Source organism: Nocardioides sp. (genome assembly GCF_044226765.1).
Taxonomy (GTDB): domain Bacteria; phylum Actinomycetota; class Actinomycetes; order Propionibacteriales; family Nocardioidaceae; genus Nocardioides.
Window position 1 is genome coordinate 54,063 of the sequence record NZ_JBGAGJ010000009.1, and the last position, 15,099, is coordinate 69,161.

Consider the following 15,099-nt stretch of genomic DNA (forward strand, 5'->3'; position numbering starts at 1 on the left):
GCCCTTCGTGCCTGCAGACCAGACCCCCGACGCCTTCCGTCAGCAGATCGGCCGAATCGGCGCCCACGTCTCGTGGGCCAACACCGCTGACCGCACCGCGCGCACCGCACCCGGGCGGGCCGCCCTCGATCGCAAGTTCCTCGACGAGGCCGGGGGCGACCCGGTGCGAGCCGCTCACCTGCGCAAGGCCTACTTTCAGCGACTCGCGCTGAAGTCAGCCCAAGCTCGACGGCGACGCAAGGCCGGCGCCTGATGGCATGGCTCAAGATCGACGATCACCTGCACGACCACCGTAAGGTGCTGAAGCTGTTGCGCGCGGGCCCCGGCAAGGTCGACGCAGCGCCCCTCGGGCTCTGGCTTCTCGCCGCCTCGTGGGCCGCCGACAACCGCACGGACGGGTTCGTCCCCGACTACCTGCTCGACCGATGGGACCAGGACGCTACCGACCACGCAGCCCGCCTCGTCGCAGTCGGACTATGGGAGCTCGAAGTCCTCGACGGTGAGGACGGGTACCGGTTCCACGACTGGACGGACTACCAACCCACCAAGGCCAAGCTCGAAGCGGACGCCGAATACAACAGGCGAAAGGCCGAGCTACACCGCGACGTCGAGCTGCTCGCCGCCCTCCGCGAACGAGACCAAAACCGCTGTCGATACTGCGGCCGAAAGGTGTCCTTTCAGAACCGAGTAGGTGCATCGGGCGGCACCTGGGATCACGTCGATCCCGCCCTCGGAAACACCTACGAGAACGTCGTCACCGCCTGCCGTGGCTGCAACTCGGCCAAGGGCGGCAGAACGCTCGAGGAGTGGGGGCGACCACTCCTGCCACCGGGAGCCGATGGCCTTCGTTCCGTACCCAGTACGAACCAGAGGGGCAAGGGGTCACGCCCGGGACGGGCCGGGACGGGACGGGCCGGGTCGGGCCGGGCCCAGGTAGATACCGGGCACGTACCTAGTACGGAGCAGAGCCGATGACGTGGCCGCCGGTCTCCTCTGAGGAATCGAGAGAACAGCGCGAGATCGAAGCCGCCGCGGCCGATCGACCCCAGGACGCCCAGCACACGTGCCACGACGGATGGCAGCGCGAGGACGCCGAGGGCCGACCGGTCCCGTGTCCGATCTGTCGCCCTCACCTGGTCGTCACCCGCGCCGGCCGAGTAGTCCACCGACGCACCCTTGCTCGCCGCCGAATCGAGGGGAACGCATGACTGCGCTGCTGAGTCACCGCTGCCCGACCTGCCACACGCCCGCAGTCGTCCGCGCCGGCCGAGTCGAAGTGCCGCACCTGTCGTGGTGCGCATGGAGGCCACGTCCGCGTCAGGCCATCGTCGTGCTGATCAACCGCACACGCGTCGCCGCGGCGGAGAGCGACATTGCGGTTCAGGGTGATGACGTCCTATGAGCCCGGACATGAGCACGCTGTCACCCGAAGCGTCGACCCTGATCGGCGCGGGCGAGCTGGGCATGCTGGCCGAACTCGTCCCTCTGATCGCGCCCGAGCACCTCGAATCCGTGCGCCAACTCGTGCGCAACGACCTCCGCTGGCCGAACCTGACACCGGGCCTGCGACTGCTGCGCGCCGAAGTGCTGTGTGCGGTGTGCCAGCGGCTTGCCGAGGTCGACCCCGGTCGACATGCCTACTACGTCGCCGCAGGTGACATTCCCCCAGAGATCCCGGCCGACGCATCGACACTCGTACTCGGTGAAGACCGGTGAGAGCGACTTGTGCTGGTCGCGTGTCCGACGTCGGAGGAGGGTCCCACCGTCTACCCTGGTCACGGTCGCCCAGCGAGGCGCCAGCCCGTAGCCGAGACCGCGCGAGAGTCCCGACCCGACACCCTCGGTGTCGCGTCCGTAACGACCCGCCTGGTCACGGCCCGACACGGAGCCTCTCGCGAACAGGTGACCGTCTTCGTCGTGTCGGCCCCGCCGGCACGACACGTCGCGCTCAGCTCGAGCCGACCGCTGAGGCGTCTATGCCGGCCGATCGCGACACCTCCCTGACTTGCTTCACCTACTCGGCTCGCGCCGCCCCACGTCCCCCAGCGGACGTGACAAAGCGGTAGCAGCCAGGAAAGGCCTAACCATGAATCTGCAGGAGCTCATCGCAAAGAAGCGTGGCGAGCTGCCCAACGCTGCCGAACGCGCCGGACACGTCCGAGCGATCACCCAGATCCGTACCCAGTGTGACAACGAGCAGCGGGACCCGTCGCCGGCTGAGGCCCGTCGCGTGGAATCGCACTCGGGTGCGGTGCGCCGCATCGACAAGGCCAACGCCGTCGAGCTCGCCGAGATCGAGCAGCTCGAAGCAGAGCTGATCGCTGATCGCGAGGTCGACGAGCTCGCAGGCCAGTCGCGGCCGACCGGCACGCGGGCGCCCTCCTACGACGGGGTCGCACGCGTCGGCGCGAATCGCGACGTCTACAACGCCGAGCGCAGCAAGCGGGGAGAGCGCAGCTACTTCGCCGACCTCTTCGCCTCCGAGGTTCGCAACGACGTCGGTGCGCGTCAGCGGGTCGCCGCACACCATGCGGAGCAGATGCGAGCTGTCTCGACGGCCGGCTTCGCCGGACTGGTCCCGCCGGCCTACCTGCTCGATCAGGCTGCCCTACTCGCGCGCACTGGTCGTCCGTTCGCCGACTCAGTGCAGAAGCTTCCGATCCCCGGCCAGGGCATGTCGCTCGTCGTGCCGCGATCGACGACGGGATCGTCGGCAGCCGTGCAGGCATCAGAGAACACGGCCGTCTCGAACACCGACGAGGCCTGGTCAAACCTGACCGTCCCGGTCGTCACGATCGCCGGGCAGGCCCAGGTTTCCCGGCAGTCGCTCGAGCGCGGGGCGCCCGGTCTCGATGAGCTTGTGTTTGCAGACATCACCGGCGCCTACTTCGCCGCACAGGACGTGCAGTGTCTGTCGGGCACGGGTTCGTCCGGTCAGGCGTTAGGCCTGCTCAACACCTCCGGCATCGCGCAAGCCGCAGCGTTCACGGCGGCGGCCACCTTCGCGACCTTCTACGCCAAGGTGAACGGCATCATCGCCAGCATTGCTGGGGCACGGCTGATGCCAGCCGACACGATCGTGATGCACCCGCGCCGGTGGGCATGGCTCTCCAATCAGGTTGACTCGGCGGGCCGCCCGCTGGTCGTTCCGTCGACGGGTGTCAACGCGGTCACTAGCGATCAGGCCGGGGGACCGGCGTACGGAGTGACTGATGCGACCTTCCTGGGCCTGCGCGTCGTCGTCGACCCAAACGTCCCGATCAACGTCGGCACCGGCCCCGAGGACGTCGTCATCGTCTACCGGGCTGCCGACCTTCTGCTGTGGCAGGACGGCGACGGGCAGCCGACTGACCTGCGGTTTGAAGACGCGGCCGGCGCGAGCCTGACCGTCACGCTCGTGGCGTACGGCTACAGCGCGTTCACCGCTGGCCGTTACCCGGGAGCTGTCGGGGTTGTCGGCGGCAACGCGGGCAGCGCTGGGTTCGGATTGGGGGCGCCAGTCTTCTAAGCCCAGCAGTCAAGGTCTGTGCGGCCGGCGTCAACCACACCCGAGTCCCATGCTCCTTCGGGGTCATCGTCTGGGACACTGCGGGAACGGATGATCGGCACCTGATCGAGGGTCGGCTCTTGGCCCTCGGCTCGACCAGCGCCGGTCGCACTGCTTCAACCGAGAGGGGCCCTGCTCACTGAGCTGGGCCCCTCTCGTGCGGTCGGTATGCCGACCAGTTTTCAGACGGCGATGAACACATGACCCACCAGTCAACTCCGTCTCCCCCCGAGCTCTCCACAGGCACCGAAGGCGGCTTCCGCTACCCCTCGCCGAGGTCTTCGAGCACCCGTCCGAGGTTCACTGAGAGCTGCTTGGCCGGCTCGCCGATGGTGCCGGTCATCCAAGCTCGAACGTGCAGCTCCCACCAGCGACGCACGCTGCCGCTCATGATCGCGTTGACTCCAGCTCGCGGATTCACATCACCGCGAGCGGTGATCAGTTCTCTGAGAAGCTCGGGTGACGACTGCAGGATGATCTGCTCTGTCTCGTCCCACAACAACTGAGCCGACTCGACACCCTGAGGTCGACCTGCAAGTTCGTCGAGGTGAATGAATCGTCCCTCACCGCCCCAGTTTGAGAGCACCTCGAGCATGCCCTGCAGCACGGGGTCGCCTTGAGTCTCCTCGATAAGCACCGCCAGAGTTCCGGGTACGCGGGAACGCTCCAAGTTCGTCCGGTAGAGCTCAGTCACCTCCTGGTCGAGACGCACGATGTTGTGCCGGTAGCCACGCATCTTGTTGACGCTGGGCCAGGTCCCCAGCGAGGCAGTCGCGTGCAGCCCGAGCGTGAGCTTCAGCGTCTTCTCGGCAGCGATCGACAGTAACGCGAGGACGGCAGCGTGACTCTCGGTGGTGGAGCGCATCGAGTCGAGCACGCGGAGCGCGCTTCGGCCCAGGGCGACCGCCTCGTCGACCTCGAAGAGCAGGTGAAACGCGTGGTCACGGCTGAAGTCGTCGAGCACGAGGTCAGGTCCGTCCGGCTGGCATGGTGGAGCATCCGAAAGACATAGCCGTGCAGCGTAGTCACCAACCCGTGCTCGCCGCGGCCACCGCGCTCAGCAAGGCCCCGTCTGGGACCTGTGCGTAGATCGCAGTGGTCTCCGGCCGAGCATGACCGAGAAGCCGCTGCACCGCCTGCAGATCTCGCTCGGCCGCGTAGGCACGTGTGGCGAACAAGTGCCGCAGGGTGTGAGCGGTCCACTCCTCGCCCGGGATGGCTCGTGCGACCACTCGGCCCAGGTGTTGCGGCGTGATGTGTCCACTCTTCGGCGCGCTCGACGGGAACACCCAACCGCCCTCGGATGCCCACCGTGGAAAGCCTGACCCTGGCCGGCGCTCTCGTCGGCGGTTCCGCTCGGCACGGAGCTCGCGTCCCAAGTCGCCCCCGGGGGCCAGGGGTACGACTCGCTGCTTGCCGCCCTTTCCGTGCACGAGCAACATCGCCTCGGAGACCTCGCTGAAGTGAAGACGGGCGGCTTCGCCGATCCGCAGGCCGGCGTGCGCGGCGAGCAAGAGGGCGAGCCGAGTGCGGTCGTCGGCTCTCGCGAGGGCTTCCTGCAGGGCATCGTTTGGCGTCGGACGAGGCATGCCAGCGGGAACCCGGATGGTGTCGAGTCCGTCGACCGGAGACTCGGCGACCTGCCCGGTCTTGGCGGCCCACCGGTAGAAGGATCCGACCGCGACGGCCGAGCACCGCTTGGTCTGAGGCGACCAATCGGGATTCGAGAGCCACGCTGCGAGCTCCTCGGTCGAGACCTTCCATGGATCGCCCGCCACCTCGGCCAGCAGCTTCAGGCGAAATCGGTATTGGCCGATCGTGCCCTCTGACTTCGACGAAGCTCGAAGCCAAGCGACGTATCTTGTGTACGGCTCGCGCCATCGCTCGGGAAACGCCGTGGGTCGAGGGCCCGGGGTGCGACGGGCTGCAGAAGGAAGGCCGGCCGTGGGCGCCCATTCGAGCCGGTCAGTACGCACGCCCCAGGCGTAGAAGGCGCGCACCGACACCAAGACCTTGCGGCGTGTCTCATTCGACCAGTTCTGGAGCTCGAGCCAACGCGCGAGGCCCGGCGTCGTCAGCTCCCAAGGGCCGGCGGGCTGCACGCCTTGCGCGACCCACCGCACGTGCTGGCAATACTGCCAGCGCGTGCCCTGAGACCGGCCCCCGTCGACCCGCATCGCGTCGTCGAACGCCTTGATCGCGGCGTCCCACGTTTCGGCTGTCACGGCTCCACCTTGACGAGCTGCAGCGGTCGCGCTGCCGGGAACGCCTCGACTAGCTCGCTGACGCTCAGCCGCCCGATTACGGCCAGCACAGTCCTGATGTCGTCGGCCAGGATGGTCGGGAGACCACCCTCGGCGTCTCGCCGCCGCAAGGCAGCGTGAGCTGCAGTGATCGTCATTGCATCGGGCCGCGGGTAGTGCGCGGCAGAGTCGTCGACGCGCTGAACGCTGAGGTAGATCAGGGACTCTTGCATGGTGGCCAGCTCGCTCTCGTCAGTCGGATATATTGCGCTCCATGACGGTCGCAACTCACGCGCTGGGAACGCTGCGGAACTACAGTGTTCAGCCGTCCCTAGTGCGCGACTACCTGGACTGAGGCGCTCGTGGCGGAGCCCCGGGGCGCGCTGCGCCGCTGGGTGCCGCTGGCGCTCGCCCTGGTCTTCGTCGGGATCGGCCTCGCGCGTCTGCTCGCCGACCGAGACCATGGACCGCTCGGGACCGCGGTGCTGGTCGGCACCGTCGTGGTCGCGGTGGCCCTCGTCGTCCGTGCGGCCCTGGCCGACCGCGGGTAGCCGGCCCGCCGTCCAGGCGGGCGCTACGCTCGGCGCCATGTCGACGAGGGGACGGGTGGCCCAGGTGCGGGCGGTCACCCGGTTCGCCTACGGCCTCTACGCCGAGCAGGTGAGAGGTGCCTATCACGCGTACGTCCGGCGGTCGCCGTTCGCGCGGCTCCGGTTCGCCCCGGGCCGGGAGGACCCGTACCCGATCTATGAGCAGATCCGGGAGCAGGGACCGTTCGTGGAGACGCCGCTGGGCAACCTCGCGACGGTCGACCACGCCGTCTGCTCCGAGCTGCTGCGCAGCCGCCGCTGGGGCGTGCAGCCGGAGGGCGAGGACCCGCCGCCCGACTTCGACCTGTCGTTCCTGGACCGCAACCCGCCCGACCACACCCGCCTGCGCCGGCTCGTGGCCCCGGCGTTCAGCCCGCGCCGCATCGGCGAGCTGCGGGTCCGCGTGGAGAAGACCGTCGACGGCCTGCTCGACGAGGCCCTGGACGCGGGGGACTTCGACCTGGTGAGCGCCCTGGCGGCGCCGCTCCCGATCGCGGTGATCTGTGACCTCCTCGGCATCCCGGATGCCGACACCGCCGCCTTCAGCAGGTACGGCGCCGCGATCGGCAGCGCCCTGGCCGGGGTCCGCTCCCTCGCGCACGCCCGCGAGGTGATGGCGGCCAACGCGGCGATCGAGCGGATGTTCCTCGACCTCTTCGAGGCGCGGCGCCGCGAGCCGGTCGACGACCTGGTCAGCGAGCTGGTCGCGGCCGAGGCGGCCGGCTCGATCGCGACCGAGGAGCTGCTGCCGCTGTGCGGGCTGCTGCTCATCGCCGGCTTCGAGACGACCGTCAACCTGGTGGGCAACGCGGTCAACGCGCTGCTGGACCACCCCGACCAGTGGGCCGCCCTGGTCGCCGACCCCGGCCGGGCCGGTGCAGCGGTGCAGGAGACGCTGCGGTGGGACCCGCCCGTGCAGCGGACCATCCGGGTCTCCTTCGACGACACCGAGGTCGCGGGCACCGCGCTCGCCCGCGGGCGCTGGGTCAACGTGCTGCTGGGCGGAGCCAACCGCGACCCCGCGGTCTTCGCGGACCCGGCGACCTTCGACCTGGCTCGCACCGACGGTGCCGAGCACCTGGCGTTCTCCAGCGGCATCCACCACTGCGTGGGGCGGCCGCTCGCCGAGCTCGAGGCGACCGTCGCCGTCCGCCGGCTCGCCGAGCGGCTCCCGGGGCTGCGCCGCGCCGGCGCCGTCCGCCGCCGCAACGCCACGCTGATCCGCGGCCCGCTGGTGCTGCCGGTCGCCGGCTGAGCGCCGGCTCAGCCGGCCGCCACCAGCGCGATCGCGCCGGCGCAGAGGGCGAGCCCGACGGCCTGGGCCCGGTGGATGTGCTCGCGCAGCACGGTCGCTGCGAGCAGGACGGTGAAGGCGGGGTACAGCGAGGTGATGACCGCGGCGACGGTCAGGTAGCCGTGCCGGGTGGCCACCTGGAACAGACCCGTCGCCAGGGCGCCGAGGCCGCCGCTGACCAGGCCGCCGAGGGCGTAGCGGTCGCGCGGCACCCAGTCGGCGCGCAGCACGACAGCGATGGCGACGATCGTCACCCCGGCGACCGCCTGGTTGAGCGCCAGCGGGAACCATCCGGCCGTGTCCCCGATCTGGGCGAGGGCCGCGAACAGGACACCGAAGCCGGCGCCGGCCAGCACACCGTCGAGCAGGCCGGACGCCATCCCGCCCGCGGGCGCGGCGACCGGCTCACGCGAGACCAGCCAGATCGCCGGGAGCGCCAGCAGCACGCCGAGCCAGACCAGGCCGCCGGGCCGCTCGCCGGCGACCAGCCCGACCAGGACCGGCACCACGACCGCACCGACACCCGAGACCGGGGCGACCACCCCCATCCGGCCGGCCGCCAGGCCCCGGTAGAGGAACGCGGTGCCGAAGCCGTTGGCCACACCGGCCAGGACCGCCCACGCCAGGTCACCGGCGGTGGGGGAGCCGCCGGTCACCGCGGCGAGCAGCAGCACCAGCGTCGTGCCGCCGAGCTGGGCCACGAGCGAGACCGCCCAGGCGCCGGCCCGCCGGGAGAACAGCCCGCCGTTGAAGTCGCTCAGGCCGTAGGACGCCGCCGCGAGCAGCGAGAGCAGGACGGTCACGGCGTCAGGTCACCACCACGCCGGCGACCCACACGCAGGTGGCGGCGACGGCCGCGGCGAGCTCGATGACGATCGAGAGGCCCACCGCCTTGAGGGAGTGGACGGTCGAGGGCCAGGCCCGGGCGGAGCCGACACGCGCCAGCTCGGCGAGGTAGACCCCCAGCACGAACCCGAGGAACAGCCCGACGACCGGCACCACGAAGAACCCCACGACGCCGAGCAGGACCCCGATCCACTGGGTGGTCGCCGGGATGCCGGCCACCTGCAGCCGCCGGCCCGGCACGGCGTACTTCACGACCGTGCCGAGGCCCACCAGCAGGACCACGACGGCGAGGACGACCCACGCGGTGGTCCCGCCCTCGGCCACCGCCCAGCCCAGGACGCCGGCCACCACGAGGACGGACCCGGGCAGCACCGGCACCAGGATCCCGACCAGCCCGACGGCGATCACCAGCCCAGCGATCAGGTCGGCGGCGGTCACGGGACGACCCTACAAAGGCGCCCCGACACGGACCGAGGCCCCGGACGGTGCGTCCGGGGCCTCGATCGACGTGCGTCGGTGCGGCTCAGTGCTCGTCGTCGGGAGCGATGGCCGGGGTGCCGGCGAGCTTGTGCGTCTCGTCGACGACGTTGGCGGCGACCTCACGGAGCTTGTCGCCGTGCTCACGGGCGTGGTGGGCGCAGAAGAGCAGCTCACCGCCCGACTGGAGCTCCACGCGAAGGTAGGCCTGGGCTCCGCAACGGTCACAGCGGTCCGCCGCGCTCAGCGCCGCGGTGTCGGGGGCAACTGCAGTGGTCACATCGGCCTCATTTCTGTCCTGCCTGGGTGTCTGGCTCAACGTACCGACGGGGGCCAAGATTCCCGCCGGGGCGTGGCGCCCGACACCTCCATCCAATCACGTGACCTCTTCCCGGTCCTCAGGATTTCCATGCGTGGACGCCGAGGGTGTGAGGAGGACGACGTGTGCATCGAGTGTCGCCCGACGCGGCGGGGTCCGGGGCGCAGACGCGTGGATCGACGGTCGATCGTGTCCACATCGTGACCCCCGCTCTGGCTGGTGGTGCCGGTCGTTCCGGTGCTGCCGGGTGGATCCAGGTGGTGCCGGGGAAGTGCTGCTCACGCTATCCCCGGCCGCCGCAGGCGAGCCTGCTCCGGCACCCGGCGTGTCGCAGGTAGATTCGGAGCCGACCACCCCACCGGATCGGAACGTCTGCAGGAGCCCCACGATCGACAACACGTACAACGCGGCACACCTGCTGGTCCTCGAGGGACTGGAGGCGGTGCGCAAGCGTCCCGGGATGTACATCGGGTCGACCGACACCCGGGGGCTGATGCACTGCCTGTGGGAGATCATCGACAACGGCGTGGACGAGGCGCTCGCCGGCGCGGCCCGGCTCGTCGAGGTGACCCTCCACCCGGACGGCTCGGCCGAGGTGTACGACGACGGCCGCGGCATCCCGACCGACAAGGAGCCCAAGACCGGGCTGCCGGGCGTCGAGGTGGTGGCCACCAAGCTGCACGCGGGCGGCAAGTTCGGTGGTGGCTCGTACGTCGCCACCGGCGGCCTGCACGGCGTCGGCCTGTCGGTCGTCAACGCGCTGTCGGCCCGGATGGACATCGACGTCGACCGGTCGCCGTCGCGCCAGGGCCTGTCGTTCCGCCACGGCCAGCCCGGCGTCTTCGACGGCGACGGTCCCGACGCCTCGTTCCAGCCGCGGTCCGGCCTGACCCGCAAGGGCGGCCGGGTGGCCAAGGGCCGCTCGGGGACCAGGATCCGGTTCTGGCCGGACCGCCGGATCTTCACCAAGGACGCGACCTTCGAGTACGACGGCCTGATCGGTCGTGCCCGGCAGACCTCCTTCATCGTGCCCGGGCTCGAGCTGGTCATCCGCGACCAGCGCGGCCCCGAGCTCCTCGAGGAGAAGTTCCGCCACGACGGGGGCATCGCCGAGTTCGCCGACTTCCTCGCCCCCGACGAGCCGGTCACCGAGATCGTCCGGCTCCAGGGGTCGGACACCTTCACCGAGACCGTGCCGCTGCTCGACGACAAGGGGCACATGACCCCCCAGGAGGTCGAGCGCGAGCTGCACGTCGACGTCGCGGTGCGGTGGGGCACGGGCTACGAGACGGTGCTGCGGTCCTTCGTCAACGTGATCGCCACGCCCAAGGGCGGCACCCACGTCAGCGGCTTCGAGCAGGCGGTCACCCGCACCTTCAACGACGTGATGAAGCAGACCAAGGTGCTCAAGGTCAACGACGACGACGTCATCAAGGACGACGTGCTCGAGGGGATGACCGCCGTGGTCACCGTGCGGCTCGCCGAGCCGCAGTTCGAGGGCCAGACCAAGGAGATCCTCGGCACCCCGGCGGCCCGCACCGTCGTGCGCCGGGTGGTCACCACCGAGCTGAAGAGGTTCCTCACCTCGACCAAGCGCCACGAGAAGGCGCAGGCCAAGCTGGTGATGGAGAAGGTCGCCGGCGCGGCCAAGACGCGGATCGCGGCCCGGCAGCACAAGGAGACCCAGCGCCGCAAGAACGCGCTGGAGTCCTCCGCGCTGCCCTCCAAGCTCGCCGACTGCCGCGCCGCCGACAACGAGCGCACCGAGCTGTTCATCGTCGAGGGCGACTCGGCCCTCGGCACCGCGAAGCTGGCCCGCAACTCCGAGTTCCAGGCGTTGTTGCCGATCCGGGGCAAGATCCTCAACGTCCAGAAGGCCTCGGTCGGCGACATGCTCAAGAACGCCGAGTGCGCCTCGATCATCCAGGTCGTCGGAGCCGGGTCCGGCCGCACGTTCGACCTGGAGGCCCGGCGCTACGGCCGGATCATCTTCATGGCCGACGCCGACTCCGACGGTGCGCACATCCGCTGCCTGCTCGCGACGCTGTTCTTCAAGTACATGCCCGAGCTGATCGCCGAGGGTCGGGTCTACACCGCGGTGCCGCCGCTGCACCGGATCGAGGTGGCCAACCCCAAGAAGGGGCAGGACAAGTACATCTACACCTACTCCGACGCCGACCTGCAGCGGCGGCTGGCCGAGCTGAAGAAGAAGAACCAGCGCTGGAAGGACCCGGTCCAGCGCTACAAGGGCCTCGGGGAGATGGACGCCGACCAGCTGGCCGAGACGACGATGGACCCCCGCCACCGCACGCTGCGGCGCATCACCATCGACGACGCCGAGTCCGCCACCGAGGTCTTCGAGCTGCTGATGGGCTCGGAGGTCGCGCCGCGCAAGGAGTTCATCGTGCAGGGTGCCTACGAGGTCGACGTCGCCGCGCTGGACGCCTGACCCGGCGACGAACCGAGCCACGAGCCGAGCCACGAACCGGGCCTGGGACCGGTCTGGTCTGGACAGAGGTCCAGCGGGTTGCGGCAAGTCGCGTCCGCGGGTGTTCGCGACCCCTTACCGTACGGTCACCGGCCTCGCGCGAGGACCGGACCACACCCTGGCGGCCGAGCCTGCCGCCCGCACCATCGGAGGGCACGTCCGCATGAAGTCCCTGCTCGCCACGGTCGGTGCCGCCGTCGTGGCGATCGCCGTCAGCGGGTGCACCAGCGCCGCCGACCCGGCCGCCGACACCACGCCGAGCGCCACCCCGTCCGCGAGCCCCTCGGCGACCTCGACCCCGACCCCGCTGGCCGGTGCGCCGTTCCTCGGGGGCGTGCACCTGGCCCCGACGGTGCAGAAGTACTCCGACGCCATCCTCACGGGCGACGCGATGCAGGCCTTCGGCTACCTCTCCTCGCGGTGCCGCACCAACACCTCGCAGCCGGTCTTCGCGGCGATGGTGGCGGCGGCGGGCCAGACCTACGGCGCGCCCCTGAAGTTCACCACCTACCACGCAGACATCTCCGGTGACAGCGCGACGGTCAGCTACGGCTACGAGATCAGCGTGCTCGACCAGGACGCGCAGCCCTGGGTCCGCGAGGACGGCAAGTGGGTCCAGGACGCCTGCTGAGGAGCGACGATGACCCTGGCGATCACCGACGACCAGCGCGACCTCGCGCACACCGCTGCCGACCTGCTCGCGCGGCGCGGCGCGACCGCCGGCGCTCGTGCGCTGCTGGAGGCCGATGCCGAGGAGCTGCCCGGCTGGTGGCCGGACGCGATCGCGCTCGGCTGGCCCGGCATCCACCTGCCCGAGGAGCACGGCGGTGCGGGGGCGACCCTGGAGGAGCCGGTGCTCGTCGTCGAGCAGCTGGGCCGGGTGGTCGCTCCCGGGCCCTTCGTGCCGTCGGCGGTCGTGGGCGCCTTCCTCGCCGCCAGCGGCCACACCGACCGCCTCGGTGACCTCGCCGCCGGGACGGCGACCGCGGGTCTGGGCCTGGGTCGGGGCGCCGAGGGTTCGGCGGTCACCGTCTCGGGCGGCCGGGCCACCGGCACCGTCGGGCCGGTGCTGAGCGGAGGTCAGGCCGCCCTGATCGCGTTCCCGGTGGCCGACGACGTGGTCGTCGTCGACGTGGGCGACGGCGTGCGGGTCACGACCCGGCCCAACCTGGACCCGACCCGCCGGACCGCGGAGGTCGAGCTCGACGACGTGCCGTGCGCCGTGGTCGCCGGCGGCCGGCGGCTGCTGGTCGACCTGGCGCGGGTGCTGCTGTCCGCCGAGGCGGTGGGCGTGGCGGGTGCCTGCACGGACATGGCTGCGGCCTACGCCCTGCAGCGCGAGCAGTTCGGCCGGCCGATCGGCATGTTCCAGGCGGTCAAGCACCACTGCGCGGACATGCTGGTGGCCACCGAGCTCGCGACGTCGGCGGTCTGGGACGCCGCACGGGCCGTCGCCACCGGGGGTGACCAGCTCACCTTCGCCGCCGCCGTTGCCGCCACCACGGCCGCAGATGCGGCCGACCTCGCCACCAACCTCAACACCCAGGTGCACGGTGGGATCGCGATGACCTGGGAGCACGACGCCCACCTCTACGTGCGTCGCGCGGGGGCGCTGCGGACCTTCCTGCGTCCTGCCGAGGCAGCCGCAGACCTCACGTCGCTGACCGCGGCCGGCGTCAGCCGCGTCGGCGGGATCGAGCTCCCGCCGGAGGCCGAGCCGTTCCGGGGGGAGGTCCGCGCGTTCCTCGCAGGCGTCGAGGGCGCGGACGACGAGACGCTGCTGGCTGCGCTGATCGAGTCCGGCTACGTCATGCCGCACTGGCCGCGTCCCTACGGCCGCGAGGCCGGCGCGATCGAGCAGCTCGTGGTGGAGCAGGAGATGCGGACCGCGGGGGTCAAGCGACCCGGGTACGGCATCACCGCCTGGGTCCTGCTCACCCTCATCCAGCACGGCACCCCCGAGCAGGTCGAGCGCTGGATCGGCCCGGCCCTGCGGCGCGAGCTCATCTGGTGCCAGCTGTTCTCCGAGCCGGCCGCCGGGTCGGACGCCGCCGGTGTGCGCACGCGCGCGGTCCCGGCCGACGACGGGTGGGTCGTCGACGGGCAGAAGGTGTGGACCACGGGGGCACACGAGGCGCGCTACGGATTGGCCACCGTGCGCACCGACCCCGACGCGCCCAAGCACCGCGGCATCACCACGATGGTCATCGACCTGCAGGCGCCCGGCGTCACGGTGCGGCCGCTGCGGATGACCAACGGCCAGTCCGACTTCAACGAGGTGTTCCTCGACCAGGTCTTCGTGCCGCAGACCGACGTCGTGGGCGGCATCAACGACGGCTGGACGGTCGCGCGGGCCACGCTCGGCAACGAGAGCGTGAGCATCGGCGGTGACCAGGACACGATGTCGGTGCCCTCGTCGTTCCTCGTCGCGCTCTACGAGCAGCACCCCGAGCGGCTCACCGGTGGTGCCGCCCGGGTGGGACGGTACGTCGCGCTCAGCCAGGCGATGCGGATGCTCAACGTGCGCAGCGCCCACCGCGCCGTCGCCGGGTCCGAGCCTGGCCCGGAGGGGGCGGTCACCAAGCTGATGCTCTCCGAGCTGGGGCACCTCGCCCAGTCGGTCCTGGCCGAGCTCGCCGGCCCGGACGCGACGTACACCGACGGCGACGGCGGGCTCGCCTCGAGCCTCACGCTGATGCACCGCGCGATGTCGATCGCCGGCGGCACCTCGGAGATCAAGCGCAACCAGATCGCCGAGCGGATCCTCGGGCTGCCCCGCGACCCGCTGGTGACCTGAGCCGCGTCAGGCGAGCTGCTCGATGAGGCCGGTGTCGACGTCGTAGAGGAAGCCGCCCACCTCGACGGTGTCGGGGATCAGCGGGTGCGACGTCACCTTGTGCACGTCCTCCTTGAGCGCGGCGAGCTGGTCGGGGACCACGTGGAACTGCTGCCACGTCGCGTCGACCCCGGCTGACGCGCTCACCCGCTCGTGGAGCTCCTCCTCGGTGTTGCTCGCCACGGCGCACCGCGTGTGCGGGACGACGAGGATCCGGTCGACCCCGAGCAGGTGGACGCCGAGCACCAGCGCCTCGAGCGCCTGCGGCGTCACCCGGCCACCGGGGTTGCGGAAGATCTTCGCGTCCCCGGGCTCGAGGCCGAGCATGTGCAGCGGCGCGATCCGGGAGTCCATGCAGGTCACGATGGCCACGCCGGCGCGGGCGACGCCGTCGAACCCGGCCAGGTCGAAGTCGGCCGCGAACGCGCGGTTGGCGGCCAGCAGGTCGTCGAAGCTCAC

General features: G+C 70.9%; 16 protein-coding genes. 9 read left to right on the forward strand and 7 right to left on the reverse strand.

Translation table 11 applies throughout. The features are described 5' to 3' along the window. The first annotated feature begins 7 nt into the window (after window positions 1–7). The 4 genes from ACILRH_RS17250 to ACILRH_RS17265 all read left to right on the forward strand — a co-directional run bounded on the left by ACILRH_RS17250 (window position 8) and on the right by ACILRH_RS17265 (window position 3,508). Window positions 8–253, forward strand: coding sequence for a hypothetical protein (locus ACILRH_RS17250; RefSeq protein ID WP_395695283.1), 246 nt, complete (start codon window positions 8–10; stop codon window positions 251–253). Then, window positions 253–975, forward strand: a complete 723-nt coding sequence (locus tag ACILRH_RS17255) for an HNH endonuclease (RefSeq protein ID WP_395695284.1) — start codon at window positions 253–255, stop codon at window positions 973–975. Before ACILRH_RS17250 ends, ACILRH_RS17255 begins: the two co-directional genes overlap by 1 nt. Before the next feature lie 435 nt (window positions 976–1,410). Beyond that, complete coding sequence (locus tag ACILRH_RS17260; RefSeq protein WP_395695285.1) at window positions 1,411–1,716, forward strand: hypothetical protein; 306 nt, start codon at window positions 1,411–1,413, stop codon at window positions 1,714–1,716. A 370-nt stretch (window positions 1,717–2,086) separates the two neighbouring features. Continuing rightward, complete coding sequence (locus ACILRH_RS17265; RefSeq protein ID WP_395695286.1) at window positions 2,087–3,508, forward strand: phage major capsid protein; 1,422 nt, start codon at window positions 2,087–2,089, stop codon at window positions 3,506–3,508. Window positions 3,509–3,809: 301 nt separating this feature from the next. On the opposite strand, the gene ACILRH_RS17270 is transcribed toward ACILRH_RS17265, so the two are convergent. From ACILRH_RS17270 to ACILRH_RS17280, 3 genes are all read right to left on the reverse strand, one after another. Then, entirely contained in the window at window positions 3,810–4,511 is a 702-nt protein-coding gene (locus tag ACILRH_RS17270; RefSeq protein ID WP_395695287.1) for a hypothetical protein, read from the reverse strand. A 61-nt stretch (window positions 4,512–4,572) separates the two neighbouring features. After that, on the reverse strand, window positions 4,573–5,772 hold the full coding sequence (locus ACILRH_RS17275) for a tyrosine-type recombinase/integrase (RefSeq protein WP_395695288.1): 1,200 nt from the start codon (window positions 5,770–5,772) through the stop codon (window positions 4,573–4,575). Further along, window positions 5,769–6,023 carry a hypothetical protein gene (locus tag ACILRH_RS17280; RefSeq protein ID WP_395695289.1) on the reverse strand — a complete coding sequence of 85 codons (255 nt, stop codon included), beginning with the start codon at window positions 6,021–6,023 and terminating at the stop codon, window positions 5,769–5,771. Before ACILRH_RS17280 ends, ACILRH_RS17275 begins: the two co-directional genes overlap by 4 nt. 129 nt (window positions 6,024–6,152) lie before the next feature. Between ACILRH_RS17280 and ACILRH_RS17285 the strand changes: the two genes are divergently transcribed. After that, entirely contained in the window at window positions 6,153–6,341 is a 189-nt protein-coding gene (locus ACILRH_RS17285; RefSeq protein WP_395695290.1) for a hypothetical protein, read from the forward strand. A gap of 37 nt (window positions 6,342–6,378) precedes the next feature. After that, window positions 6,379–7,635 (forward strand): cytochrome P450, encoded by a 1,257-nt coding sequence (locus ACILRH_RS17290; RefSeq protein ID WP_395695291.1) that lies wholly within the window; start codon window positions 6,379–6,381, stop codon window positions 7,633–7,635. A gap of 8 nt (window positions 7,636–7,643) precedes the next feature. Here ACILRH_RS17290 and ACILRH_RS17295 read toward each other — a convergent pair whose 3' ends face one another. From ACILRH_RS17295 to ACILRH_RS17305, 3 genes are all read right to left on the reverse strand, one after another. Further along, on the reverse strand, window positions 7,644–8,477 hold the full coding sequence (locus tag ACILRH_RS17295) for an EamA family transporter (protein ID WP_395695292.1): 834 nt from the start codon (window positions 8,475–8,477) through the stop codon (window positions 7,644–7,646). 4 nt (window positions 8,478–8,481) lie between these two features. Further along, window positions 8,482–8,958 carry a DUF456 domain-containing protein gene (locus ACILRH_RS17300; protein WP_395695293.1) on the reverse strand — a complete coding sequence of 159 codons (477 nt, stop codon included), beginning with the start codon at window positions 8,956–8,958 and terminating at the stop codon, window positions 8,482–8,484. Window positions 8,959–9,043: 85 nt separating this feature from the next. Then, window positions 9,044–9,277, reverse strand: a complete 234-nt coding sequence (locus ACILRH_RS17305) for a hypothetical protein (protein ID WP_395695294.1) — start codon at window positions 9,275–9,277, stop codon at window positions 9,044–9,046. Between the two features lie 364 nt (window positions 9,278–9,641). On the opposite strand from ACILRH_RS17305, the gene ACILRH_RS17310 reads away from it, so the two are divergent. The 3 genes from ACILRH_RS17310 (at window position 9,642) to ACILRH_RS17320 (ending at window position 14,601) form a co-directional block, all read left to right on the forward strand. After that, window positions 9,642–11,765: a type IIA DNA topoisomerase subunit B gene (locus ACILRH_RS17310; protein WP_395695295.1), complete on the forward strand. Its 2,124-nt coding sequence runs from the start codon at window positions 9,642–9,644 to the stop codon at window positions 11,763–11,765. 202 nt (window positions 11,766–11,967) lie between these two features. Beyond that, window positions 11,968–12,435: a nuclear transport factor 2 family protein gene (locus ACILRH_RS17315; RefSeq protein WP_395695296.1), complete on the forward strand. Its 468-nt coding sequence runs from the start codon at window positions 11,968–11,970 to the stop codon at window positions 12,433–12,435. Between the two features lie 9 nt (window positions 12,436–12,444). Further along, complete coding sequence (locus ACILRH_RS17320; RefSeq protein WP_395695297.1) at window positions 12,445–14,601, forward strand: acyl-CoA dehydrogenase; 2,157 nt, start codon at window positions 12,445–12,447, stop codon at window positions 14,599–14,601. 6 nt (window positions 14,602–14,607) lie between these two features. On the opposite strand, the gene ACILRH_RS17325 is transcribed toward ACILRH_RS17320, so the two are convergent. Further along, window positions 14,608–15,099, reverse strand: a complete 492-nt coding sequence (locus ACILRH_RS17325; protein ID WP_395695298.1) for a beta-class carbonic anhydrase — start codon at window positions 15,097–15,099, stop codon at window positions 14,608–14,610.

What these genes read in the sequence shown, in the direction of transcription:
- ACILRH_RS17255 (WP_395695284.1), top strand. Translation starts at nt 253, where the DNA reads ATGGCATGGCTCAAGATCGACGATCACCTGCACGACCACCGTAAGGTG.
- ACILRH_RS17260 (WP_395695285.1), top strand. Translation starts at nt 1,411, where the DNA reads ATGAGCACGCTGTCACCCGAAGCGTCGACCCTGATCGGCGCGGGCGAG.
- ACILRH_RS17265 (WP_395695286.1), top strand. Translation starts at nt 2,087, where the DNA reads ATGAATCTGCAGGAGCTCATCGCAAAGAAGCGTGGCGAGCTGCCCAAC.
- ACILRH_RS17280 (WP_395695289.1), bottom strand. Translation starts at nt 6,023, where the DNA reads ATGCAAGAGTCCCTGATCTACCTCAGCGTTCAGCGCGTCGACGACTCT.
- ACILRH_RS17290 (WP_395695291.1), top strand. Translation starts at nt 6,379, where the DNA reads ATGTCGACGAGGGGACGGGTGGCCCAGGTGCGGGCGGTCACCCGGTTC.
- ACILRH_RS17315 (WP_395695296.1), top strand. Translation starts at nt 11,968, where the DNA reads ATGAAGTCCCTGCTCGCCACGGTCGGTGCCGCCGTCGTGGCGATCGCC.
- ACILRH_RS17320 (WP_395695297.1), top strand. Translation starts at nt 12,445, where the DNA reads ATGACCCTGGCGATCACCGACGACCAGCGCGACCTCGCGCACACCGCT.